Raw genomic sequence first — 22,632 nt, forward strand, 5'->3', positions numbered from 1 at the left:
AAGGAAGCGGCAAGGATGCAGAGCAGGCTCGCGGAATTTGATACCCATCTTTTGTCCGGAAACTCGCTGCATGAGCGAATGACGGGAACCATGACACTGGCCTCGGAACTGGGTTTCGATGCCCTGGTTTATGACTACAGCCCGGTGCCTTTCGATCAGGCAGGCGAACTGATCATCCCCAGTGCCATGGTCTGCAATACCCCCAGAGACTGGCTGGAGCTCTGGTGCGATCAGGGTTACTACCATATCGACCCGGTCCAGCAGGTTGCTCTGGACAGCTCCTCGCCCTTTATCTGGTCCTACAAGCCCGAGGCGGAAACCGTCCTGCGTCAGGCCCTCGGGCAGCAGCACGCTCCGGTATCCAGTTACCTGCACCATCATCAAATGGCCCACGGCATGACCGTGCCCATCCATTTACCCAGGGGCGGTTTCGCCAGCCTCACCGGTTTGCGCTCCGGCAATGCCACGGTGGCATTACAGGACTTGCAACAGGTTCAGGGCCACTTCACCCTGCTTGCTCATGCGTTGCAGGAGCATCTCTATCCACAGCTCAGCAAATGCGTTCGCAGTTATCCGGTTGATCTGACCCGGCGTGAACGCGAGTGCCTGAAATGGGCTGCAGAGGGCATGACTTCCGGCGAGATTGCCGAGCGCCTGCAGCGTTCGCAGGCCACGATCAACCTGCACCTGACCTCGGCGATGCACAAGCTGGGGGCCAGGAATCGGGTTCAGGCGGTGGTTCGCGCGGTTCACTATCGCCTGCTGGGTAACTGAGGCGAGTAGCACAGGCTCTGCCGCACTGGAGGCGTTGGAGCGCGGAACGGAAGATTGAACGACACAGGCTGATTGTCATCAGGGAGCGATGCGCAATGAATGCAAGCAAACCACCACTGGAAGGCTATGCCTCCTTTGGCGTCCATCAGACGTGGTATCGGGTCACCGGGGATCTGCACAGCGGACTTACGCCCCTGGTGATTCTGCACGGCGGTCCGGGCTGCACCCATGACACCCTGGACGCCTTCAGGGATGTGGCCGCCAGTGGTCGGGCGATCGTTCAATTCGATCACCTGGGAAGTGGCCTCTCCACTCGTCTGGATGGCAAGCCGCCGTCGTTCTGGAGCCTTGAACTCTACCTGGAGCAGCTGGACAACCTCCTGGACCACCTGCGCATCAGCCAGGACTACGCCCTGCTGGGACACTCCTGGGGAGCTGCGCTGGCCAGCGAGCACGGGGTGCGCGCGCCGGCCGGCTTGCGTGCGCTGATCCTGGCCAATGCGCCAGCCGACATGCGCACCTGGGAAGCCGAGACCCTGAAACTGCGCGCAGCCCTGCCTGAGGAGGCGTTGCAGGTGCTGGCCTGGCATGAGCAGCCGGGCTCCCCTCGTGGCGCCGAATATGTGCAGGCCTGGCAGTTGTACTTTGAACGGCATGTATGTCGGCTGCGCCCGTGGCCTGAAGAGGTGGCGCGGATGTTTGCCCAGGGCCGTGGTACCGATGGCGCGGAGCGGGGGGGAGGTTTTCCGCTGATGGACAACCTGCGGGACTGGAGCATCGTCGAGCGCCTGGAACGCATCGAGGTGCCGACGCTTTTGATCTGTGGCCGCTACGATGAAGCCACGCCAGTTGTGGTCAGACCCTACCTGGAGAAGATTCCCGGCATTCGCCTGGCGTTGTTCGAACACTCCAGCCACATGCCCCACGTCGAGGAGCGGGTCGCCTGCATGGGCACCGTCGTGAATTTTCTCGATGAATGCCTGTAACCGTACGCCAGCAGCCCCCGCTACGTTACGTAGCGGGGGGCGTGGTTTTTCAGGGGCCTAGTGCAGCTTCAGGCGTGGATCGGTACCGCGGCCGATTCGGCTGCCAAGCATCAGCATCGCGGTGCGGAAGACTCCGTACAGCGCCATCTGGTGCATGCGATACAGCGAGATGTAGAACATCCGCGCCAGCCAGCCTTCGAGCATCACGCTGCCAGTGAGGTTGCCCATCAAGTTGCCCACCGCCGAGAAGCGCGACAGCGAGATCAGTGAGCCGTAGTCGGTGTACTTATAGGTCGGCAGGTCCTTGCCTTCGATGCGCAGCTTCAGCGACTTGGCCAGCAACGAGGCTTGCTGGTGCGCGGCCTGGGCCCGTGGCGGCACATTGCGGTCGCTGCCTGGTTGCGGGCAGGCGGCGCAGTCGCCGAAGGCAAAGATGTTCTCGTCGCGAGTGGTCTGCAGGGTCGGTAGTACCTGCAGTTGGTTGATGCGGTTGGTCTCCAGGCCGTCGATGTCCTTGAGGAAGCCTGGCGCGCGAATGCCCGCGGCCCAGACCTTGAGGCTGGCGGGAATGGTCTGGCCGTCGGCGGTGATCAGGCTGTCGGCGGTCACTTCGCTGACCGAGGCGTTGGTCAGCACCTTGACCCCGAGTTTCTCCAGGGTCTTGTGCACCGGGCCGCTGATGCGTTCGGGCAGGGCAGGCAGCACCCGTTGCCCGGCCTCGATCAGGGTGATGTGCATGTTTTCCGGGAGAATCCGGTCCAGCCCGTAGGCCGCCAGTTCATGGGCCGCGTTGTGCAGTTCTGCCGCCAGTTCCACGCCAGTGGCGCCGGCGCCGACGATGGCCACGCTGATCTGCTCCACGGCATCGGTCTGCCCGGCATGGGCTCGCAAGTAGTGGTTGAGCAGTTGCTGGTGGAAACGCTCGGCCTGCTTGCGGGTGTCGAGGAACAGGCAATGCTGGGCCGCGCCCTGGGTACCAAAGTCGTTGGTGGTACTGCCCACGGCGATCACCAGGGTGTCGTAGCCCAGCTCCCGGGCCGGCAACAGCTCCACGCCTTCTTCGTCGTAGGTGGCGGCCAGTTGGATCTTCTTGCGCTGCCGATCGAGCCCGCTCATGCGGCCCAGCTGGAACTCGAAGTGGTTCCATTTTGCTTGGGCGACGTAGTTGAGTTCGTCTTCGGAGGAGTTCAGCGAACCGGCAGCCACTTCGTGGAGCAGCGGTTTCCAGATGTGGGTCAGGTTGGCGTCCACCAGCATCACACTGGCGATGCCGCGCTTGCCCAGAGTCTTACCCAGGCGGGTCGCCAACTCCAGGCCGCCGGCGCCGCCGCCAACGATGACAATACGATGAGTCATGGGGATATCTCGCAAGGCTAAAAGAAATCGGTGCAGTCAACCGAGCGAGCGCGAAGCAGCTCATAGCGTCAGGTAACTGATGAAACGGCTCAACAGGCCCAGGGCGACAGTCACCGCAATCACCACCACGAGGAGCATCCACGGCCGGAAGGGCCGGCGCTCGACTCGATGCTGGGGCAGTTGCAGGTATTCTTCGACATGGCGTTGGTCGTCGGGGTTCAGGCGGCTGCTCATAAAAGACCTCGTCAGATAGACGTCGCAACGTTGAGGAATGTTACAGCGCGGTGTTATCCGGCATGAACGGAGCATAGCCGCTGCCGTGTGAGGGCTCGCTGGCACGGGCCCGGCGTTGGCAGGCAAGTGTGCTTTTTTACCATTGCCGGGCGGATTGCGCCATGGCTACACAGGCCGCATTGACCGGCGTTACAAACTGATGCCGACGTCGAAGAGGATGCTGCGGCCCAGGTTGCTGCGCAGGAACTCCGGTGCATCCGGGTGGGCGAACAGCACGCGGGCGAACGTCGGCCCCACCAGGGACAGCGAGCGCCAGCCCTGGCGCAGATATTCGGTGGGGGGCGGGAAGTGGCTGTTGAGGTCCAGGACTTCGCGTTTCAGGGCGGCGAAGGCAATGATGTCCAGCTCGCCGAGGTTCATTCCGCGCTCCTGATAGTTGTGGGCCTTCTTGCGCAAGGTCGGTGCCAGGCGCAGCAACAGTTCGCTGGCCGGGATGCGCTTGGGCTTGGCTTCGCGGCGCACCAACTGGCTCAGGGAGAACGCGCTGCGCCGGCGCTGCAGTTCGTCGCGCCATTCATCGTTGAGCCTGCGGCCTTCGTCGAGGACGAAGAACACTTCGAAGCTGGCCTCGCGAAACAGCACATCGGGGGGCTCTTGCCCGGCGGCGGTGAACTCGTCGTTGCGGTAGGGAATGTTCAGGCCTTGCAGCAGGCGCTGGCAGACCCAACGCTCACGCTCCCATTTGCGGGCATTGGACAGGAACGCGTTGGCTTGTTCGGCCTGGATGGTAAGCAGGCGCAAAAAATCTGAGTCATCCATACCCCCAAGCTTAGCGCTCAAATATGACCTTAAAAACCACGGCCGTGCAAAAACCTCCGCAGGCGTTGCCGGCAACCTCGCTGGAGCCTGCCCAAGGGCGGTGTAGACTGTTTGCCGTCCAACCATTCGATAAGGAGTGCGCAGTGAAGCGCTGGTCAATGCTGTTGCTGGCCCTGTTGCCGTTGTGGGCCCAGGCCCTGGAAATAGGAGAGCGCCTGGCGCCCTGGACCTTGCTGGATCAATTCGACCAGCCCTACAGCCTCGATTCCCAGGCGCGGATCCTGTTGGTGGCACGCAGCATGGACGCCGCCAAAGTGGTGAACGCGGCGCTCAAGGACAAACCCAAGGGCTACCTGCAGGAGCGCCACGGGGTGTTTGTCGCCGATATCCAGCGCATGCCGACAGTGATCGCCAAACTGTTTGCGGTGCCGGCCATGAAGGATTACCCCTACCGAGTGATGCTCGATCGCGATGGGCGCGTGGCACCACGCTATCCCGCCGCCGAGGATCAGGTGCTGTGGCTGCAGCTGCAGGATGGGCAACTGGTCGCCCGGCAGGCGTTCGCCACGGCCGCGCAATTAGCTGCGGCGCTGGAGCGGGCCCAGCCATGATCAGCGCGGCGCTGCTGTCGCCGCAAAGCCTGATTGGCGGCTGGCTGCTGTATGTGCCAGTACTGATCTGGGCGGTACTGCGGGCGCCCTGGGTCGAGCTGTTTACCGACAGCCGGCGCCAGCACTTGCTGTTTGGCACGGTGTTCGCCTTGTTTCTGCTGTGGCTGGTGCGCCGGGATTTCGACACGGGGGTCTCCTACCACTTCATCGGCATGACCGCAGTAACCCTGCTGCTGGACTGGCCGCTGGCGATAGTTGGCGGCTTGATCGCACAGTTGGGCCTGCTGGCCCTGGGCCGGCAGGACCTGGCGGCGCTGGGGGTCAATGGAACCTTGCTGATCCTGCTGCCGGTGGCGGTCACCGAGGCCTGCGCCTGGCTCGTGGAACGGGCCCAGCCGCGCAATCCCTTCGTCTATATCTTCTGCTCGGGGTTCTTTGCCGCGGCACTCTCGGCATTGTTATGCCTGCTCTGCGGCCTGGGCCTGCTGTGGTTCGACGAACGCTTTGCCATGCCCGAATGGCTGGAAGATTTTGTCGGCTACCTGTGGCTGATCATCTTCCCGGAAGCCTTTATCAACGGCATGGTGATCAGCGCCCTGGTGGTGTTCTGCCCGGAATGGCTGGAAACCTTCAACCGTACCCGCTACCTGTCGGCGCCCTGGAAAGACGAGGATCCGCGCCCTTGATCCATATCAATCCACGGTGTTTTGCCGGGCTGCATGCTCGGCAAAAATCTCAGGAGTGCGGTCATGAGTGTCTACCAGTGGGCCCGGCAGGAAGTGCGCGACAGTCTGCACAATGCTCAGCAGGAAGGTTTTGAACCGGGGTTGAGCCTGCGCGCCCTGCTCAGTGCGGTGGTGCAGCAAAGCAAGAGTGTGCGCAGCATCGAGGACCTGGCAGACGAGCTGCAGTTTCTAGCGGAAAACCTCGACGACGATCAGGACTACAGCTTCATGCGGCCCTGACCGGCGCCGGGGTGAGCACTCAGTGAGCGCGAGGGGGCAGCTCTTCGGAGAACAGCTCGTCCTCGGCATCCGGGCTCACCGGAATCTTGTGCTCCTCGGCAGCCCAGGCGCCCAGGTCGATCAGCTTGCAGCGATCGGAACAGAAGGGCCGGTTGATGTTGGCCGCGGTCCATTCCACGGGGGCGCCACAGGTTGGGCATTCGACGGTCAGGGGTTGGCTCATGACTGGCCTCCACGCAAAGTTAGGTAAAAGTGATGCAGGCGCTCGACCTCGCTGCGCAACCAGGCGTGGTCGCGGTCGTTGACCAGCACGTCATCGGCATGGCGCAGGCGTTCCTCACGGCTGGCCTGGGCCTGGAGAATCGCCTGGACCTGCTGTTCGCTGATCTGGTCGCGCTGCAGGGTACGCTCGATCTGCAGTTGCTGGGGCACGTCGATCACCAGAATCCGCTGGGTCATCCGCGACTGGCCGGATTCGATCAGCAGCGGCGACACCAGGATTGCGTAGGGCGATTCGGCGTGGGCCAGGTGGCTGACAATTTCCTCGGCGATCAGCGGGTGCAGCAGGGCCTCCAGCCAGCGACGCTGTTCGGGCACCTCGAAGATCAGCTTGCGCAGAGCCGCGCGATCCAGTTGGCCGTCGGCCTGCAGCACGCCTTGGCCAAAGTGCCGGGCAATCTGTTCCAGGGCCGGGCGGCCGGGCTCCACCACCCAGCGGGCGGCATGATCGGCATCGATCACATGCACCCCCAGGTCGATGAAGTGCTGGGCGGCGGCACTTTTGCCGCTGCCGATGCCGCCGGTCAGGCCGAGGGTCCAGGGTGTGTTTACGGAGCGAGTCATTGGAAACCGACAAACTGCAGATAGAAGTCGGTTATTTGACCACCCCAGAGCAAGGCAATCCAGCCGGCAATGGCCAGAAAGGGTCCAAAGGGGATTGGCGTCGAAGTCTTTTCCCGGCGCAGGCGCAGCAGGATCGTGCCGAGAATCGCCCCCAACAGGGATGACAGCAGCAGGGTCAGCGGCAGGATCTGCCAGCCGCCCCAGGCCCCGAACAGGGCCAGCAGCTTGAAATCACCGTGGCCCATGCCCTCCTTGCCGGTCAGCAGCTTGAACAGCCAGAACACCGACCACAGGAACAGGTAGCCGATCACCGTCCCCCACAGCGCATCCTCCAGGCTGATCAGCAGGCCGAAGCTGTTGGCGATCAGCCCCAGCCACAACAGTGGCAGCACCAGCACATCCGGCAGCAGCTGGTGATCGGCGTCGATCAGGCTCATTGCCAGCAGCCCCCAACTGAGGATCAGCATCAGCCCGGCCGCCCAGCCGAAGCCGAAGTGCCAGGCGATAAAACCCGAGATCAGCCCGCAGGCCAGTTCGGTCAACGGGTAGCGCGGGCTGATGGAGCTGTTGCAGTGGGCGCAGCGGCCACGTAGCCACAGGTAACTGAGCAGCGGAATGTTTTCCCAGGGGCGGATCGGCTGCGCACAGTGCGGGCACTGGGAGTGCGGCAGCATCAGGTTGTAGGGCGCAGCCACAGGTTCCGGCTCCAGCCCCAGCACGTCGCGGGCCTGGGCTCGCCAGTCGCGTTCGAGCATTTTCGGCAGGCGCCACACCAGCACGTTGAGAAAGCTGCCGACGATCAGGCCCAATACCAGGGCCGCAGCCACGAAGGCCATGGGGTAGAGAGTGAGGGCGTCAGTCAGGGGCATGTTCAGATCGCTGTACCGAGTTGGAAGATAGGCAGGTACATGGCAACCACCAGGGCGCCGACGATACCCCCCAGGACCACCATGATCAACGGCTCCATGAGGCTGGTCAGGCTGTCCACCAGGTTGTCCACCTCGACCTCGTAATGGATCGCGACTTTTTCCAGCAGATGATCCAGGGTTCCGGACTCTTCGCCGATGGCGGTCATCTGGATCGCCATGGTCGGGAAGACCCCGCTGGCGCGCATGGCAAAGTTCAATTGCATGCCGGCGGCGACCTGCTGGCGGATCCGTTGCACCGCTTGCCTGAAGACAGGGTTGCCGCTGGCTCCAGCCACTGAATCCAGGGCCTGCACCAGGGGAACGCCGGCGGCGAAGGTGGTGGCCAGGGTCCGTGCGTAGCGGGCCACCGCGGATTTATGCAGCAGTGGCCCGGCCAGGGGCATGTGCAAAAGGCCGACATCCAGGCGGTCACGCAAGCTCGGGGAGCGCTGATAGGCCAGGCGCGCCGCAAGCCCGCCCAGCACACCGGCGGCCAGCAGCAGCGCCCCCTGCTGCTGGATGAAGTGTGACAGAGCGATGACCCACTGGGTGAGCAGTGGCAGCTCGGCATTGAAACCGGCGAACAGGCTCTGGAACTGGGGTACCACCTTGAGCAGCAGGATGCTGCTGACCACGACCGCCACGCCGATCACCGCCAAGGGATAGACCATGGCTTTCTTCAGCCGCGCCTTCAGGTTCTCGCTCTTTTCCTTATAGGTGGCGACTCTCTCCAGCAGGGTATCCAGGGCGCCGGCCTGCTCGCCGGCGTCCACCAGGTTGCAGTACAGCGGGTCGAAGTGGCGCGGCTGTCTGCGCAATGCCGTGGCCAGGCTGGAGCCGGCCTCGATGTCGCGCTTGAGGCTGGCCAGCAGTTGGCGCATCTGCGGATGCTCGAAACTTTCGGCAATGATGTCGAAGGATTGCAGCAGCGGCACCCCGGCCTGCATCAGCGTGGCCAACTGCCGGGTGAGCAGGGCAATGTCCCGTGCCCCTACTCGCTGATGCAGGCGCAGCCAGCCCTTGGGTTTGCGTCGGACTCGGGTTGGGGTGATGCCCTGTCTGCGCAATTGCGCCCTGATCAGGGCCGGGGTCGCGGCGCTGAGTTCTCCGGTGAGGGGGCGGCCCTGGCTGTCGGTGCCGTGCCAGAGATAGACACTGGTCGCGGGTGCTTTTACCGCCATGGTTCGATCCTTGGTGCAAGGGTGGATAGGGAGGCGCAAGCGCCCTGCTGTGTTCGAACGGGTGATAGATCACCCTGACCCCCGGACGTTCCTTGGTGGGGGCGCGAGCCGACTGTCGGGTCGCCATGCACCTGTCCAAGCCTAGCTGGCGAGGCGCTGCCGGAGAGGGGCAGGGGCTGACGAAATTTGTCAGTTTGTGCGACTCCTTGTGCTCAAGGCCATGGGCTATCGCACCTGCAGGCCACGTAATCCGTGGGTTATCTCCTGGCACAGGCTGTGCTTCACGCCTTTGTGCTCATGCAACATTCGTCCATGCCAGGAGGCAACCCATGAAACATCAATCCGGTTTTACCCTGATCGAATTGCTGGTGGTGGTAGCCATCATCGGCATCCTCGCCACCGTGGCGATGCCGATGTATGCCAAGTACCAGGCGCGGGCCAAGGTGATTGCCGCCCTGGCCGAGGCGTCGGCCCTGAAGGTCAACGTCGAGGATCTATTGAACCAGGGGACCGATCCGACCCTGGCCCTGGCCGGGGGCACGGCCCAGACCGCCAACTGCCGGATGAGTGCCGGCGGGACGGCGGCCACCGGTGAAGGCAGCATTGGCTGCACCCTGCTCAATGCGCCGGGGCCGGTGCTGAACAAGACCCTGACCCTGACCCGTTCGGCGACTTCAGGATGGACATGCACCACCACTGTGGAGGCCGACTATGCGCCCAAAGGCTGTGGTGCGGAGGGGGCTTGAGGAGGCTTTTCACGATTGGCCAGGCCGCGCTGAAAAAGCCGCAACTTGCATGCAGATTGGCGGGCAGTCATGCATTTTGCATGATGCCGAATTATTTTTGATTTTATAACTTATTGATTTTTATGAATATTTATAGGCTCCTAGACTTGGCACAGCACCTGCAATATCCCTCATAACCCTGTTGCCAGGACACGGCGCAGGCTTTCTTAAAGAACAGGAGTTACTCGTATGAAGAAGTTCGCTATCGCTGCCGCAACTGCTACCGCTCTGACCCTGACCATGGCTAACGCAGCATTTGCGCAGACCACTCAAAACACCCAGTCGCCCATGGTGGTGGCTGCCGGTGAAGTGACCAAGGCCAAAGAGGCCACCTCCGATACCTGGATCACCACCAAAGTGAAAAGCGATCTGGTAACCGAGAAAGGCATTCCTGGCACCGACATCAAGGTTGAAACCAACAAGGGCGTTGTTTCGCTGTCGTCCACTGTTGCGGTAACCGAGGCTCAGAAAGCTACCGCCGTGGCCATCACCAAGAAAATCAAAGGCGTCAAGGCAGTTTCCGCTGACGGCCTGAAAGCCGAGTAACACTCACGCTTCTCGCCTGGACAGGGAGAGGGTGCGGTAGACGAGCCGAGTGATACGTCTGCCGCTTCTCAAAAGGGTTCATGCGGAAGATCACAAGGACGTGATCATTACAGGCCCCGGCACTGAGTGTCGGGGCCTGTTCTATTGTGGGCGCCAGGCAGGCGCTGCAGGAGATACCGGCCGGGCTGGGTGGAGCCCGGCGCGAGAGGTTTATTCGCTGTCCAGGTGCAGCGGGGTGACGACCCGGCCATCGCTTTCGGCCTGGCCCAGGTTGGCATCGATGAAGTAGACCCGGTCGTCGGCCAGTTGGCCCTTGTCCACCAGGAAGTCCTTGATGCTGCTGGCGCGCTCCTGACCCAGTTGTCGCAACAGCACGTCGCTGCTGCTCCAGAACTTGATCAGACCTTCACGCAGCTTGGCGCTGCGTTCGTCGCGGCTGAGCTGGGTCCATTCCGCCGGCGGCTGCTGTTTCAGGCGGGTGCGGTAGATGCCTTCCAGCAGAGGGGCCTTTTCGCCCTCGGGAACCTGCAGCAGGGACGCCTGGGCGGGGACCTTGTCACCGCGGCGCTGGAGGATCTTGTAGTAGTTGTACTGGTATTCGCGCTCCAGCCGCTGTTCGGCGATCAGCGGGCCGTCACTGCTCTGGGCGCTGGTACCTTCGATTTCCAGGCGCAGGGTCGGACGCTCCTTGAGCGCCTTGGCCAGGGTGGTCAGGGCCGACTCGGATTCCTTGCTCAGGTCGCTGGAGCCTGGAGCGAAGGACACGTTGCTCAGGTCTTCCGAGCCACCACCGCTGACCAGCCCGCCAATGAACTTGAAGGGTGCCTGGGCGGCGCGCAGCACCAGATTGCGCAGGGTCTGCCAGACAATCGGCATCACGCTGAACTGCGGGTTGTTCAAATCACCGGAGATAGGCAGCTCGATGGAGATCTTGCCGTCCGTATCTTTCAGCAAGGCCACTGCCAGGCGGATCGGCAAATCCACGGCGTCCGGGCTGTCGACCTTTTCCCCCAGTTGCAACTGCTCGACCACCAGTTTGTTCTCGGCCTTGAGCTGGCCCTTGGTGATCATGTAGTGCAGGTCGAGGTTGAGCCGGCCCTTGCGGATGCGGAAACCGGCGAATTTCCCGGAGTAGGGGGTCAGGGTGGTCAGTTCCACTCGTTTGAAGCTGGTGGCGATATCCAGGGCGGCCATCGGATCGAACGGGTTGACGCTGCCCTTGATGGTCACCGGCGCATAGCGGTCGACCTTGCCTTTGACGTCCACGTCTGCCGGCTTGGCCTGGCGGCTGTCGATGGTGCCGACATGGCCGTTGAGCTGCTGGATGGCGGTAGCGAAGTTCGGCGTCAGGCTCAGGTCGGCGAAGTTCGCCGAACCGTCGTTGATGGCGATTTCACCGATGTGGATGCCCAGGGGCTTGCTTGAGCTGGGCTCGGCCTTCGTCGAGGATTTGCCACCACTGCTGGGTGGTTGTGGAATCAGCAGGTCGTCGATATTGGTGGTGCGGTCATCGTTGATGATGAAACGTGCATAGGGCTGCATCAGGTTGACCCGGCTGATGGTCAGGCTGTCACCGTGCTGATAGTTCAGGCCTTCGACCACCACTTGTTTCCATTTTACGAAGTCGCGGGTCTTGAGGGTGTCCAGGGTGTGCAGCTGGTCCACATTGGCCCGGCCGGTGACGCTGAAAGTCAGGGGTTCGACTTTCTTCAGGTCCACTGCCAGGTCACTGCCGAGCATGCCGCTGCGCAGTTCCAGGCGGATGAACGGGCTGATATAGGACTGGGCGACGCGCAGGTCGATGTCCCGGGTCTGCACCTTGAGTTTGGCGCTGACGGGGTTGAGGTTGACCTCGCCGGTGGCGTTGACCTTGCCTTGTTTGCCCAGGCCGGTATCGAGCTTGAGGGTGAAGGGCGACTGGTTGAGGCTGTCGAAGTTCTGCAGGTCCAGGTTCAGCGGCCCCAGCTCCAGGGCTACGGCGGGCTTGGCCTTGCGATCGGCCAGGTGCACCTGGTAGTTGCGCAGTTGCACGTCCTTGAGCAGCACCTGCCAGGGTTTGCCTGGTACTGCCGGTTCCTTGGGGGCGTCGGCGGCGGCCGGCTCGGGTTTTGGCGCCGGTTTGGCCGGCTGACTGGCGAAGAGCTTTTGCCAGTCCAACTGGCCATCGGCTTCAAGGGCGGCCCAGGTTTCGAGCTTTTGGCTGCGGACCTTGCCGACAATCACGTGCTGCTTGGCCAGGTCGACTGTGGTTTCGCTGACGTCCAGGCGCTCCAGGCGCGCCAGTGGGCGACCGTCCGGGGCCTTGATGGCAAAGGGCGCGACGCTGATGGAGGTGTTGTCCAGCAGCAGCTCGGTTTCCTTGGTCAGGCTGAATTTGTAGTGGGTACTGAGGTTGACCACGCCGTCTTCCAGCACCAGCGGCACCGCATCGCGCACATAGGGCCACCAGGCTTTCATCTTGCCGTCGGTGACTTTCAAGGTGCCTTCGGAGGTCAGCGGCGTCACGCTGAAGTTGCCGCTCCAGTCGATCTGCCCGCCCTCGGGGCCGGTGGCCACCAGCGTCATGTCGGCGCTGTCGTCCGGCAGGGTACTGAGGTTCTTCAGCTCAAAATCGAGCTTGTTGTAGAGGAATTCGATGGGTTCGCTGGGGCGCAGGTCCTGGAAATGCAGGTAGCCGCCGGCCAGCTTGATGCGTTCGATGCGTACCGGGAAGGGTTTGGCGTTGGGGTCGCTTGGGGTCGGTTCGCTGGCCGGCAGCTTGAACAGGGCCAGGAGGTTGAGCTTGCCTTCCTTGTCGAAGAGGATTTCGGTCTTGGGCTGGTCCAGCTCGACATCCGCCAGGTGCAGCGCGCGTTTCCACAGGCTGTCCAATTGCAGATTGGCGTAGAGGCGATCGAAGGCGATCTGCTCCTTGCCCGGTTCACCGATGCTCAGGCCCCAGAGGGTCAGCTCCAGGCTGAAGGGGTTGAGCTCGATGCGCTGGATATGGGCTGGGGTGGTGGCGTAGTTGGCCAATTGCTGGTTGGCCACCCGCAAGGCAATGCCCGGCAGAATCAGAAAGCCCAGCAGACTGTAAAGGGCGAGAGCGGTCAACAAGGCGCAAAGAGCGCGAATCAATCCTTTGGTCATGCGAGGCTTCATCTATCTGAATCGGAAGTGCCTTGGAGTATGGCACGCGTTTACGGTTCCGAAACCACTCCAGTCTTCAGGATTGTTCAGATTTCCTGCCCTTGGTCAAAGTTGCAGGATCAAGGTTTTCAGTGGGGGTTGCCCGTCTTGGGAGGGGAAGTCCGCGGCGGGTACCAGGACCTGGCAGTCGCGCACCGGACGCCCGGCCTTCTCGGCGCAGCGCAATACTTGTTCACGCCAGTCCGGCATCGAGACCTTGGCCAGGTTGTTGCAGCAGATCAGCACGCCGTCTTCGGCGGTGGCAAGCAGTGCCGGCTTGAGCAGGCTCTGGTAATCACGCAGCAGGTCGACCGTACCGAAGGCGCTCTTGGCCCAGGCTGGCGGGTCCAGCAGTACCAGGTCGTACTGGCGCTGTTCAAGGCGCGGATAGCTGGGCAGTTTCTGCCCGCGGCGCTGGCTGATGGGCAGGCCCGCCAGTTGGCGGATGGCCGGGAAATAGTCCGACTGCACGAACTGCATCTGTGGCAATTGCGGGTTGAGCTGACCGTTCTCCCGTCCGACGGCCAGGTTGCCCTCAGCGAAGTCCAGGTTGCACACCTCGCGCGCGCCGCCAGCTGCGGCGCTGAGGCCTACGCCACAGGTGTAGGCGAAGAGATTGAGCACGCTTTTACCCGCGCTGTGCTGCTTGACCCAGCCACGGGCGTTGCGCAGGTCGAGAAACAATAGCGGGTCCTGCCCGGCGTGGCGTCCACGCACGCGGTAATTCAGGCCCCATTCGTGGCCAACCAGGTCCTCCAGGGCAGCCTCTTCGGCGCGGTACACCGAGTCTTCGCGGTCGATCCGCGAGTTGCCCCGGGAGCGGTCGTTGTAGACCAGCAGGGTCGACAGGTTCAGATGCTGATTGATGCTGTCGTGCAGTTGCAGCAGGGCGTCGCGTTCCAGCGTCTGGTGAAAGCTCTGTACCAGCAATTGCGGGCCATAGCGGTCGATGGTCAGGCCGCCGGCACCCTCCTGGCTGCCGTGGAACAGGCGATAGCAGTCGGTGCCTTGCTGATGCAGCTCGGCGAGCAGGTCCTGGCGGTGATCGAGAGCGGCGCGCAGCGCCTGATTCAAGGAGGACATGCGGAGCGCCTTGGAGCTGAGGAGTGAGGCGCGGCAGTTTACCAGCGTCCCGTCCGTTGTAGGAGCCAGCTTGCCGGCAAAGACGATCATGCGCAGGTCTTCCCCGTAGGAGCCAGCTTGCTGGCGAAAGCGCTCTCACGGGCGCCTTCGCTGGCAAGCCAGCTCCTACAAGGAGGGCGGTTTTGCGCGGAGGTTAGCGCTCGATCGCCAGGGCCACGCCCTGGCCGCCGCCGATGCACAGGGTGGCCAGGCCCTTTTTGGCATCACGCTTGATCATTTCATGCAGCAGGGTCACCAGCACCCGGCAGCCCGATGCACCAATCGGGTGGCCGATGGCGATCGCACCGCCGTTGACGTTGACCTTGCTGGCGTCCCATTCCAGTTCCTTGGCCACCGACAGCGACTGCGCGGCGAAGGCTTCGTTGGCTTCGATCAGGTCCAGCTGGTCCAGGGTCCAGCCGGCCTTGTCCAGGCAGCGGCGGGTGGCCGAGACCGGGCCGATGCCCATGATCGCCGGGTCGACGCCGGCGTTGGCGTAGGCGGCAATTTTTGCCAGCACCGGCAGGCCCAGGGCCCGGGCCTTGCTGGCGCTCATCAGCATCACCGCAGCGGCGCCGTCGTTCAGCGCCGAGGCGTTGCCGGCGGTGACGCTGCCGTCTTTCTTGAACGCCGGCTTGAGCTTGGCCAGGGCTTCGGCGGTGGTGCCGGGGCGTGGCTGCTCGTCGGTGGCGAAGGTCAGGGGGTCGCCCTTGCGCTGGGGAATCTGGATCGGGGTGATCTCGTCGACAAAGCGCCCGGCCTCGATGGCCGCTGCGGCTTTGTGTTGGGAAGCGGCGGCGAAGGCGTCCTGGGATTCACGGCTGATGCCGTATTTCTCCACCAGGTTCTCGGCGGTGATGCCCATGTGGTAGTCGTTGAAGGCATCCCACAGGCCGTCGCTGATCATGGAGTCGACCATCTGGCTGTGGCCCATGCGCAGGCCGGTGCGGGCGCCGGGCAGCACGTAGTTGGACAGGCTCATGTTTTCCTGGCCGCCGGCGATGATCACCTCGGCATCGCCGCAGCGGATGGCCTGGGCGCCCAGGTGCAGGGCCTTGAGGCCGGAGCCGCAGACCTTGTTCAGGGTCATGGCGGGTACCGCGTGGGGCAGGCCGGCCTTGATCGCGGCCTGGCGGGCGGGGTTCTGCCCGGCGCCGGCGGTGAGCACCTGGCCCATGAGTACTTCGTCGACCTGGGCCGGGTCGATGCCGGTCTGGGCCAGCAATTGGCGGATGACCGCGGCGCCCAGGTCAACGGCGGGAATGTTCGCCAGGGAGCCCTGGAAACTGCCCACGGCGGTGCGGGTGGCGGCAACGATTACGACGTCTTGCATGATCGGGTCCTTGTGTTCGGTGGCGGGGACCTGTGGCGTGGTGCGGGTGTTGGCCGGGCGGCACAGGCACTGGAAATTGGCGAAATCATGGTTGCACACAACCCCGGGAGCCGGCCAATCGCGAACCGGCCGGTCGGGTTGTGCTTGAACGGTCGGTTTTTACAGGCCCATGCGTCGTTTCGCCCGGTGCACGGAACTGTCCCGTACCGCCCAGCGCAGCATCGGCGTGCTGCGCTTGACGCTGGCACGAATCAGTTGGCGTTGCAGCGGGTTCTGATTGACCTCGAGCATGGCGCTGGCCCAGTCCGGCAGCAGGTCGATGCCGGCCTGCATCATCAACGAACCGAAGGGTTTGGCCAGGCGGCTGGGGGCTGGGGCAGCCAGCAGCAGGCGCAGGACTTCCCGGCTGCGTTGGTCGCAGAGCAGTTGGGGGCGCATGGCCTGCAGGTAGTCGGCCACGGCGCGTCGCGAGCGCGGCACGTCCCGGGCTCCCAGGCGTTCGGCGATCAGGGCGATCTCGTCGTAGTAGCGATCCTGGTCAGCCCCGGAAAGATGAGGGTTGAGGTAACGCAAGTGCGCGGCAAGAAAGCTGCTGACCTCAGCCACGTGAACCCAGGTCAGCAGATCGGGGTCGCTGGCGGCATAGGGGCGGCCATCGGGGGCGGTGCCGACTATGTGCAAGTGAATGCTGCGTACCTTGTCGATCAGCCATTCGGCGTCCTGGCGGGAGCCGAAGGTGGTGCCGGAGATGAACTGCCCGGTGCGGCGCAGGCGGCCGATCATGTCCTGGCGAAAGTTCGAGTGATCCCAGACGCCGGCCAAGGCCAGAGGATGCAGGGCCTGCATCAACAGGGCGCTGATGCCGCCGATCAGCATGCTGCTGAAGTCGGCGTGCACCTGCCAACTGACGGACCCCGGCCCGAACAGGCCGGGGTCACCTTTGGGATGTTCCAGGTCGAGTTGGCCCAGAGACAGGCCGGACAGGCTCATGACCTGGCTTTCGATGCGGCTGCGAATGAATTCCATGACAGCTCGGTGTGGCTATTTAAAAAAGAAGCGCGGCGGATGCCGCGCCGGTTTCAAACGTTCAGGCGTTTGTCGATCAGGCCGTCCACCACGCTGGGGTCCGCCAGGGTCGAAGTGTCACCCAGGGTATCCAGTTCGTTGCAGGCGATCTTGCGCAGGATACGCCGCATGATCTTGCCCGAGCGAGTTTTCGGCAGGGCCGGAGCCCACTGGATCAGCTCCGGCTTGGCGAAACTGCCGATCTCGCGGCTGACCAGGGCCAGCAGTTCCTTCTTCAGTGCCTCGTCGGGCTCGACGCCCTGCATCGGTGTGACGAAGGCATAGATTCCCTGGCCCTTGAGATCATGGGGGTAACCGACCACCGCCGCTTCGGCGATGCTGTCGTGCAGCACCAGAGCGCTTTCCACTTCGGCGGTGCCGATGCGGTGCCCGGAAACGTTGATCACGTCGTCGATGCGCCCGGTGATCCAGTAGCTGCCATCCTCGTCGCGCCGGGCACCATCACCGGTGAAGTAATAGCCGGGGTAGGGAGCGAAATAGGTTTCGACCATGCGCTTGGGATCGCCATAGACGCTACGGATCTGCGCCGGCCAACTGGCCTTGATTGCCAGGATGCCGCTGCCTGCCCCATGGATTTCCTTGCCCTGGTCGTCCAGCAGCACCGGTTGTACGCCGAACATCGGGGTCGAGGCGCATCCGGGCTTGATCTGCCGGGCGCTGACCAGGGGGCTGAGCATGATGCCGCCGGTTTCGGTCTGCCACCAGGTATCGACAATCGGGCAGCGTTGTTCGCCGACCACGTTGAAATACCACTCCCAGGCTTCCGGGTTGATCGGCTCGCCGACGCTGCCGAGCAAGCGCAGGCTGGCGCGGGAGGTGTTCTGTAGCGGGGCGCTGCCTTCGCGCATCAGGGCACGCAGAGCGGTGGGCGCGGTGTAGAAGATGTTCACCTGATGCTTGTCCACCACCTCCCAGAAACGCGAGGTGCTGGGGTAGTTGGGCACACCTTCGAAGATCAGCGTGGTCGCGCCGTTGGCCAGGGGGCCGTAGAGGATGTAGCTGTGGCCGGTGACCCAGCCGACGTCGGCGGTGCACCAGAAGACTTCGCCGTCGCGGTAGTCCAGCACGTACTTGAAGGTCATGGCGGCCTGTAGCAGGTAGCCGCCGGTGGTGTGCAGCACGCCCTTGGGTTTGCCGGTGCTGCCGGAGGTGTAGAGGATGAACAGCGGGTCTTCGGCGTCCATCGGTTCGGGGGCGCATTGGTTGCTGGCGCCAGCCACGGCCTGTTCATAGGGAATGTCGCGATCTGGCACCCAGTTCACCGGGTTGCGGGTGCGTTCGACCACCAGCACGCTGCTGACATCCGGGCAACTGAGCAGGGCCTTGTCGACGTTGCTCTTCAGCGGAATCAGTTTGCCGCCGCGCACGCCTTCATCGGCGGTGATCACGGTGCGGCAGTCGGCGTTGAGAATGCGGTCGCGCAGGGCCTCCGGCGAAAAACCGCCGAACACCACCGAATGCACCGCGCCGATCCGGGTGCAGGCGAGCATGGCGTAAGCCACTTCGGGAATCATCGGCATGTAGATGCACACCCGGTCGCCCTTCTTCACGCCACGGCTTTTCAGCACGTTGGCCAGGCGGCAGACCCGGTCGTGGAGTTCCTGGTAGGTGATGCGCTGGGAGTCTGCCGGGTTGTCACCTTCCCAGATGATCGCCGCCTGATTGCCGCGTTTTTCCAGATGACGGTCGATGCAGTTGTAGCTGACGTTGAGTTGGCCACCGCGAAACCAGTTGGCCTCGCCGGTGCGCATGTCGTGGCTGTGGACGCTGTCCCAGGGGCTGCTCCAGTGCAGGAAGCGCCTGGCCTGCTCGGCCCAGAACTGGTCCGGCTGCTCAATGGACTGGCGGTAGAGGTGGTGGTAGTCGTCCTGGCTCATTTGTGCCGCCCGGCGGACGGCATCGGCTTTCGGAAAAGTGCTGATATCGAACATGACGGTTCCTTATTCTTGTTTTGCGACAAGTCATAAGGGTGCGCACAAGTGCCGGGAAGGTTCAAGTGGGGAAGGGCCGGGGCCCGGACAGGAGCCGGTGTGGCCGGCTCCTGGGGTGACAGGGTCGATCAGCCGCGGTGACGGCCGCGGAAGTAGTTGATCAGGCCTTGGGTCGATGCGTCGTCGGCCAGGGTTTCGTCGCTGCCGACCAGGCGGTTGTAGACGCCTTTGCCCAGCTCCTTGCCCAGCTCCACGCCCCACTGGTCGAAGGCGTTGATGCCCCAGACCACGCTTTGCACGAAGACCTTGTGTTCATACAGCGCCACCAGTGCGCCAAGGCGCCGCGGGCTGATGCGCTCCACCACCAGGGTGTTGCTCGGACGGTTGCCGGGAATCACCTTGTGCGGTGCCAGCTTCGCGATTTCGGCTTCGCTCAGGCCTTTCTCGCGCAGTTCGCTCTCGGCTTCGGCGCGGGTCTTGCCCAGCATCAGTGCCTGGCTCTGGGACAGGCAGTTGGCGTACAGCCACTGATGGTGGTCGGCCACCGGGTTGAAGCTGACGATCGGCACGATGAAGTCGGCCGGAATCAACTGGGTGCCCTGGTGCAACAACTGGTGGTAGGCATGCTGGCCGTTGCAGCCCACGCCGCCCCAGATCACCGGGCCGGTATCGGTGGCCACCGGAGTACCGTCCTGGCGCACGCTCTTGCCGTTGGATTCCATGTCCAATTGTTGCAAGTGCTTGGTGATGTTGCGCAGGTAGTGGTCGTACGGCAGGATCGCGTGGCTCTGCGCGCCCCAGAAATTGCCGTACCACACGCCCAGCAGCGCCAGCAGCACCGGCATGTTCTGTTCGAATGGGGCGCTCTGGAAATGCTGGTCCATGGTGTAGGCACCGGACAGCAGCTCCTTGAAGTTGGACATGCCGATGGCCAGGGCGATCGGCAGGCCGATGGCGGACCACAGCGAGTAGCGCCCGCCGACCCAGTCCCACATCGGGAAGATGTTCTCTTCGCGAATGCCGAAGGCCACTGCCGCCGCATTGTTGCTCGACACGGCGATGAAGTGGCGGTGCAGTTCGGCCTCCGAGCCGCCCTGGGCCAGGTACCAGGCCCGTGCTGCCTGGGCGTTCTTCAGGGTTTCGAGGGTATTGAAAGACTTGGAGGAAACGATGAATAGCGTAGTTTCTGCCCGGATTTTCGCAGAAAGCTCATGGAACTCGCTGCCATCGATGTTCGCCAGGTAATGGCAGCGCACGCCTTTCTGGGCGTAGGACAACAGCGCTTCGGAAACCAGCTCCGGGCCGAGGAAGGAGCCGCCGATACCGATGTTCACCACGTCGGTGATGGGCTTCTCGGTGTAGCCGCGCCACAGGCCGTCGTGGATGCGGCCCACCAGCTCGGTGATCTGGTTCAGTACCTTGTGCACTTCGGGCATCACGTTGACACCGTTCACCGACAGCTTGTCGCCCACCGGGCGGCGCAGTGCGGTGTGCAAGGCCGGGCGGCCTTCGGAAGCGTTGACCAGTTCGCCGGTGATCATGGACTTGATGGCGTCTGAGAGGCCGACTTCCTTGGCCAGGTTCACCAGCAGGTCGCGGGTTTCGCTGGTGATCAGGTTCTTCGAATAGTCGAGAAACAGCCCGCAGCTGCTCAGGGTGAATTGGCTGAAGCGCTGCGGATCGGCATTGAACGCCTCGCGCATGCTGAAATCCTGCATGGCTTGGCGGTGGTCTTTCAACGCTTGCCAGGCGGGCAGAGCGGTAACGTCATGAGGAGTGCGGTAGTACGCCATCGCTGCGGTTTTCCTTTTGCTTGAACTGCCTTTTGGACACTGAAAAGCCCGGAACGTCCTGCGCGGTCTCAAGGACCCGTTGGGCCGGCCCTGTGCTGATACGTTTAATCACTCGGGGGGATAACAGTAACCCCGGCGTGCTGTTCTGTCTTGGCTTTGTCCGACTGGTGGCCAGTACTATTTTGTACTCAGCGAGCCTGCCTGGTCTGGATTCGGGCTTTCAATGGGTAGAAATAGGGGGAAGCGTCAGGCGACCTGATCCGCAATCGCAGTGCTGGTAAGGCTCTGCTCATTGCCAGGGGCCATGTGCGGCATGCGCGGCTTGAAACCGAGCAGTTCGGCTTCACTGCAGGGAGCATAGGGACAGAGGGTCGCTCGATCACCGACCTTGGCCTTGAACATGATGGTGTACATGGGGTGTTCCCTGGGGCGGATCCTTGAACGGGGCCCGCAGTCATGGGCTGCAGGCCCCAGCCGGCGGCAGTTTGCCCGAAGGTTGGAGTTCGGGCAATCGGGCGTTCATGCCGGTGTGTCGAGGTCCAGGTGCAGGTTGTCGATCAACCGTGTCGCGCCCAGATAGGCTGCCACAAGAATCACCAGTTCACGGTCTTGCGCGGTGGCTGGACGCAGGTTCTGTGCCTGGCGGATTTCCAGGTAGTCACGACGCAGACCGGCGGCTTCAAGCTGCTGCTGTTGTTCGGCCACAAGCTTGGGATAGTCGCGTTCGCCGTTCCTGATGGCCTGGGCAATCTGGCTCAGGCTGCGGTACAGCACCGGGGCGATAGCGCGCTGCTCTTCGCTCAGGTAGCCGTTGCGCGACGACAGGGCGAGGCCGTCGGCGGCACGTACCGTTGGCTCACCGATGATCTGGATCGGCATGTTCAGGTCGTGCACCAGGGCCCGAATCACTGCCAACTGCTGGTAGTCCTTCTGGCCAAACACCGCGAGATCGGGCTGGACCATGTTGAACAGCTTGCTGACCACTGTAGCCACGCCTTCGAAATGCCCGGGACGGCTGGCGCCGCACAGGCCTTCGGACAGCTGGGGAACGCTGACCCGGGTCTGCCCGGCCATGCCGTCGGGGTACATTTCTTCGACGGTGGGGGCAAACAGCAGGTGGCAACCGGCTTCCAGCAATTTTTCCTGGTCGGCGGCGAGGGTGCGTGGGTACTTGTCCAGGTCTTCGCCGGCACCGAACTGCAGTGGGTTGACGAAGATGCTGGCGACCACGAAGTCCACCCGCTGGGCGGCTTTGGCCACCAGGGCGGCGTGGCCACTGTGCAGGTTGCCCATGGTGGGCACGAAGCCGATCCGCTTGCCCTCACTGCGCGCGCGGGCGACCGCGGCGCGCAATTCGCGCACGGTTTTGACTGTATTCATGCAGAGAACCCGTGTTCGGCGCCAGGGAAGGTGACGGCTTTGACTTCTTCGACATAGGCGCTCAAGGCGGCCTGGATACTGTCCTTGCCTGCCATGAAGTTCTTCACGAACTTCGGCGAGCGGCCGCTGAGGGACAGCCCCAGCATGTCGTGGAGCACCAGGACCTGGCCGTCGGTAGCATTGCCGGCACCGATACCTATTACCGGGATCTTCACCGCCTGGGTGATTTCCGCCGCCAGTTCACTGGGCACGCACTCCAGCAGCAGCATTGCCGCGCCGGCCTGCTCCAGGGCGATGGCATCGGCACGCATCTGCCGCGCCTGGCTTTCATTGCGGCCCTGGACCTTGTAGCCGCCCAGAACGTTCACGGTCTGTGGCGTCAGCCCCATGTGCACGCAGACCGGCACTCCACGCTCGTTCAGCAGACGCACCGGCTCGGCCAGCCAGGCTGCGCCTTCGATCTTGAGCATATGGGCGCCGGCCTGCATCAGCTGGGCCGAACTGCTCAGGGCCTGTTCAGTGGTGGCGTAGGACATGAATGGCAGGTCGGCCAGGATCAGTGCCCCGTTGTTGCCGCGCTTGACCGCCGCGACGTGATAGGCCATGTCAGCGGTGCTGACGGGCAGGGTGCTGTCGTGTCCTTGCAGCACCATGCCCAGGGAGTCGCCTACCAGCAGGACTTCGACGCCTGCCTCGCAGCAGGTGTGGGCGAAGGTGGCGTCGTAGCAGGTCAGCATGGTGATTTTCTCACCTTTCTGCTTGAGGCTTTGCAGGGTGGTCAGAGTGATATCTGGCATGAAAGGGGTCCTCA

23 protein-coding genes are annotated in these 22,632 nt (G+C 63.2%); 7 read left to right on the top strand and 16 right to left on the bottom strand.

Annotated elements, in window-relative coordinates; genetic code table 11:
• The first annotated feature begins 15 nt into the window (after positions 1-15).
• The gene (locus AC07R1_RS28360) at positions 16-774 is read left to right on the top strand and encodes a LuxR family transcriptional regulator (RefSeq protein WP_011063531.1); all 759 of its coding nucleotides are present in this window, start codon (positions 16-18) and stop codon (positions 772-774) included.
• A gap of 95 nt (positions 775-869) precedes the next feature.
• Positions 870-1,760 (top strand): proline iminopeptidase-family hydrolase, encoded by an 891-nt coding sequence (locus AC07R1_RS28365; RefSeq protein WP_495111164.1) that lies wholly within the window; start codon positions 870-872, stop codon positions 1,758-1,760.
• A gap of 57 nt (positions 1,761-1,817) precedes the next feature.
• Here AC07R1_RS28365 and AC07R1_RS28370 read toward each other — a convergent pair whose 3' ends face one another.
• The 3 genes from AC07R1_RS28370 to AC07R1_RS28380 form a co-directional block, all read right to left on the bottom strand.
• Positions 1,818-3,116 (bottom strand): NAD(P)/FAD-dependent oxidoreductase, encoded by a 1,299-nt coding sequence (locus AC07R1_RS28370; RefSeq protein ID WP_495111165.1) that lies wholly within the window; start codon positions 3,114-3,116, stop codon positions 1,818-1,820.
• A 60-nt stretch (positions 3,117-3,176) separates the two neighbouring features.
• Entirely contained in the window at positions 3,177-3,350 is a 174-nt protein-coding gene (locus AC07R1_RS28375) for a DUF3094 family protein (protein WP_015637073.1), read from the bottom strand.
• A 189-nt stretch (positions 3,351-3,539) separates the two neighbouring features.
• Positions 3,540-4,169: a DUF1780 domain-containing protein gene (locus AC07R1_RS28380; protein WP_011063528.1), complete on the bottom strand. Its 630-nt coding sequence runs from the start codon at positions 4,167-4,169 to the stop codon at positions 3,540-3,542.
• 143 nt (positions 4,170-4,312) lie between these two features.
• Here AC07R1_RS28380 and AC07R1_RS28385 point away from each other — a divergent pair, with 143 nt between their 5' ends.
• The 3 genes from AC07R1_RS28385 to AC07R1_RS28395 all read left to right on the top strand — a co-directional run bounded on the left by AC07R1_RS28385 (position 4,313) and on the right by AC07R1_RS28395 (position 5,745).
• A complete protein-coding gene (locus AC07R1_RS28385) occupies positions 4,313-4,780 on the top strand; it encodes a hypothetical protein (protein ID WP_026019989.1) in 468 nt (155 codons plus the stop codon).
• On the top strand, positions 4,777-5,466 hold the full coding sequence (locus AC07R1_RS28390; RefSeq protein WP_495111166.1) for an energy-coupling factor ABC transporter permease: 690 nt from the start codon (positions 4,777-4,779) through the stop codon (positions 5,464-5,466). The genes AC07R1_RS28385 and AC07R1_RS28390 overlap by 4 nt, the downstream gene beginning before the upstream one ends.
• A gap of 63 nt (positions 5,467-5,529) precedes the next feature.
• The gene (locus AC07R1_RS28395) at positions 5,530-5,745 is read left to right on the top strand and encodes a hypothetical protein (RefSeq protein WP_011063525.1); all 216 of its coding nucleotides are present in this window, start codon (positions 5,530-5,532) and stop codon (positions 5,743-5,745) included.
• A 19-nt stretch (positions 5,746-5,764) separates the two neighbouring features.
• Here AC07R1_RS28395 and yacG read toward each other — a convergent pair whose 3' ends face one another.
• The 4 genes from yacG to AC07R1_RS28415 are packed head-to-tail and all read right to left on the bottom strand — an operon-like array spanning position 5,765 to position 8,677.
• Positions 5,765-5,968, bottom strand: coding sequence for a DNA gyrase inhibitor YacG (gene yacG, locus AC07R1_RS28400; protein WP_011063524.1), 204 nt, complete (start codon positions 5,966-5,968; stop codon positions 5,765-5,767).
• Positions 5,965-6,588, bottom strand: a complete 624-nt coding sequence (gene coaE, locus AC07R1_RS28405; RefSeq protein WP_495111167.1) for a dephospho-CoA kinase — start codon at positions 6,586-6,588, stop codon at positions 5,965-5,967. Before coaE ends, yacG begins: the two co-directional genes overlap by 4 nt.
• Positions 6,585-7,457, bottom strand: a complete 873-nt coding sequence (locus AC07R1_RS28410; protein WP_072445006.1) for a prepilin peptidase — start codon at positions 7,455-7,457, stop codon at positions 6,585-6,587. Before AC07R1_RS28410 ends, coaE begins: the two co-directional genes overlap by 4 nt.
• A 2-nt stretch (positions 7,458-7,459) precedes the next feature.
• Positions 7,460-8,677, bottom strand: a complete 1,218-nt coding sequence (locus tag AC07R1_RS28415; protein ID WP_015637067.1) for a type II secretion system F family protein — start codon at positions 8,675-8,677, stop codon at positions 7,460-7,462.
• Between the two features lie 329 nt (positions 8,678-9,006).
• On the opposite strand from AC07R1_RS28415, the gene AC07R1_RS28420 reads away from it, so the two are divergent.
• Positions 9,007-9,423, top strand: a complete 417-nt coding sequence (locus AC07R1_RS28420; RefSeq protein WP_011063520.1) for a pilin — start codon at positions 9,007-9,009, stop codon at positions 9,421-9,423.
• A gap of 228 nt (positions 9,424-9,651) precedes the next feature.
• Complete coding sequence (locus AC07R1_RS28425) at positions 9,652-10,008, top strand: BON domain-containing protein (protein ID WP_011063519.1); 357 nt, start codon at positions 9,652-9,654, stop codon at positions 10,006-10,008.
• 210 nt (positions 10,009-10,218) lie between these two features.
• Here AC07R1_RS28425 and AC07R1_RS28430 read toward each other — a convergent pair whose 3' ends face one another.
• The 9 genes from AC07R1_RS28430 to panB form a co-directional block, all read right to left on the bottom strand.
• The gene (locus AC07R1_RS28430) at positions 10,219-13,137 is read right to left on the bottom strand and encodes a DUF748 domain-containing protein (RefSeq protein WP_258611187.1); all 2,919 of its coding nucleotides are present in this window, start codon (positions 13,135-13,137) and stop codon (positions 10,219-10,221) included.
• Between the two features lie 105 nt (positions 13,138-13,242).
• On the bottom strand, positions 13,243-14,259 hold the full coding sequence (locus AC07R1_RS28435) for a class I SAM-dependent rRNA methyltransferase (RefSeq protein ID WP_011063517.1): 1,017 nt from the start codon (positions 14,257-14,259) through the stop codon (positions 13,243-13,245).
• Between the two features lie 193 nt (positions 14,260-14,452).
• Positions 14,453-15,631, bottom strand: a complete 1,179-nt coding sequence (locus AC07R1_RS28440) for an acetyl-CoA C-acetyltransferase (protein ID WP_492618105.1) — start codon at positions 15,629-15,631, stop codon at positions 14,453-14,455.
• A gap of 159 nt (positions 15,632-15,790) precedes the next feature.
• Complete coding sequence (locus tag AC07R1_RS28445) at positions 15,791-16,657, bottom strand: oxygenase MpaB family protein (protein ID WP_011063515.1); 867 nt, start codon at positions 16,655-16,657, stop codon at positions 15,791-15,793.
• A gap of 53 nt (positions 16,658-16,710) precedes the next feature.
• Entirely contained in the window at positions 16,711-18,648 is a 1,938-nt protein-coding gene (gene acs, locus AC07R1_RS28450) for an acetate--CoA ligase (protein WP_065363673.1), read from the bottom strand.
• A 128-nt stretch (positions 18,649-18,776) separates the two neighbouring features.
• Positions 18,777-20,441 carry a glucose-6-phosphate isomerase gene (gene pgi, locus AC07R1_RS28455; protein ID WP_011063513.1) on the bottom strand — a complete coding sequence of 555 codons (1,665 nt, stop codon included), beginning with the start codon at positions 20,439-20,441 and terminating at the stop codon, positions 18,777-18,779.
• A 246-nt stretch (positions 20,442-20,687) separates the two neighbouring features.
• Positions 20,688-20,855 (bottom strand): aspartate 1-decarboxylase, encoded by a 168-nt coding sequence (locus tag AC07R1_RS28460; protein WP_495111168.1) that lies wholly within the window; start codon positions 20,853-20,855, stop codon positions 20,688-20,690.
• A gap of 105 nt (positions 20,856-20,960) precedes the next feature.
• A complete protein-coding gene (gene panC, locus AC07R1_RS28465; protein ID WP_011063512.1) occupies positions 20,961-21,821 on the bottom strand; it encodes a pantoate--beta-alanine ligase in 861 nt (286 codons plus the stop codon).
• The gene (panB, locus tag AC07R1_RS28470) at positions 21,818-22,618 is read right to left on the bottom strand and encodes a 3-methyl-2-oxobutanoate hydroxymethyltransferase (protein WP_011063511.1); all 801 of its coding nucleotides are present in this window, start codon (positions 22,616-22,618) and stop codon (positions 21,818-21,820) included. Before panB ends, panC begins: the two co-directional genes overlap by 4 nt.
• Positions 22,619-22,632: the final 14 nt, after the last annotated feature.

The sequence above is a fragment of the Pseudomonas sp. GW821-FHT07F01 genome (assembly GCF_059418825.1).

Bases quoted from the DNA above. Each gene is read 5' to 3' on its own strand.
- AC07R1_RS28360 (WP_011063531.1), top strand. From the start codon at position 16: ATGCAGAGCAGGCTCGCGGAATTTGATACCCATCTTTTGTCCGGAAAC.
- AC07R1_RS28365 (WP_495111164.1), top strand. From the start codon at position 870: ATGAATGCAAGCAAACCACCACTGGAAGGCTATGCCTCCTTTGGCGTC.
- AC07R1_RS28370 (WP_495111165.1), bottom strand. From the start codon at position 3,116: ATGACTCATCGTATTGTCATCGTTGGCGGCGGCGCCGGCGGCCTGGAG.
- AC07R1_RS28375 (WP_015637073.1), bottom strand. From the start codon at position 3,350: ATGAGCAGCCGCCTGAACCCCGACGACCAACGCCATGTCGAAGAATAC.
- AC07R1_RS28380 (WP_011063528.1), bottom strand. From the start codon at position 4,169: ATGGATGACTCAGATTTTTTGCGCCTGCTTACCATCCAGGCCGAACAA.
- AC07R1_RS28390 (WP_495111166.1), top strand. From the start codon at position 4,777: ATGATCAGCGCGGCGCTGCTGTCGCCGCAAAGCCTGATTGGCGGCTGG.
- AC07R1_RS28395 (WP_011063525.1), top strand. From the start codon at position 5,530: ATGAGTGTCTACCAGTGGGCCCGGCAGGAAGTGCGCGACAGTCTGCAC.
- yacG (WP_011063524.1), bottom strand. From the start codon at position 5,968: ATGAGCCAACCCCTGACCGTCGAATGCCCAACCTGTGGCGCCCCCGTG.
- coaE (WP_495111167.1), bottom strand. From the start codon at position 6,588: ATGACTCGCTCCGTAAACACACCCTGGACCCTCGGCCTGACCGGCGGC.
- AC07R1_RS28410 (WP_072445006.1), bottom strand. From the start codon at position 7,457: ATGCCCCTGACTGACGCCCTCACTCTCTACCCCATGGCCTTCGTGGCT.
- AC07R1_RS28415 (WP_015637067.1), bottom strand. From the start codon at position 8,677: ATGGCGGTAAAAGCACCCGCGACCAGTGTCTATCTCTGGCACGGCACC.
- AC07R1_RS28420 (WP_011063520.1), top strand. From the start codon at position 9,007: ATGAAACATCAATCCGGTTTTACCCTGATCGAATTGCTGGTGGTGGTA.
- AC07R1_RS28425 (WP_011063519.1), top strand. From the start codon at position 9,652: ATGAAGAAGTTCGCTATCGCTGCCGCAACTGCTACCGCTCTGACCCTG.
- AC07R1_RS28430 (WP_258611187.1), bottom strand. From the start codon at position 13,137: ATGACCAAAGGATTGATTCGCGCTCTTTGCGCCTTGTTGACCGCTCTC.
- AC07R1_RS28435 (WP_011063517.1), bottom strand. From the start codon at position 14,259: ATGTCCTCCTTGAATCAGGCGCTGCGCGCCGCTCTCGATCACCGCCAG.
- AC07R1_RS28440 (WP_492618105.1), bottom strand. From the start codon at position 15,631: ATGCAAGACGTCGTAATCGTTGCCGCCACCCGCACCGCCGTGGGCAGT.
- AC07R1_RS28445 (WP_011063515.1), bottom strand. From the start codon at position 16,657: ATGGAATTCATTCGCAGCCGCATCGAAAGCCAGGTCATGAGCCTGTCC.
- acs (WP_065363673.1), bottom strand. From the start codon at position 18,648: ATGTTCGATATCAGCACTTTTCCGAAAGCCGATGCCGTCCGCCGGGCG.
- pgi (WP_011063513.1), bottom strand. From the start codon at position 20,441: ATGGCGTACTACCGCACTCCTCATGACGTTACCGCTCTGCCCGCCTGG.
- AC07R1_RS28460 (WP_495111168.1), bottom strand. From the start codon at position 20,855: ATGTACACCATCATGTTCAAGGCCAAGGTCGGTGATCGAGCGACCCTC.
- panC (WP_011063512.1), bottom strand. From the start codon at position 21,821: ATGAATACAGTCAAAACCGTGCGCGAATTGCGCGCCGCGGTCGCCCGC.
- panB (WP_011063511.1), bottom strand. From the start codon at position 22,618: ATGCCAGATATCACTCTGACCACCCTGCAAAGCCTCAAGCAGAAAGGT.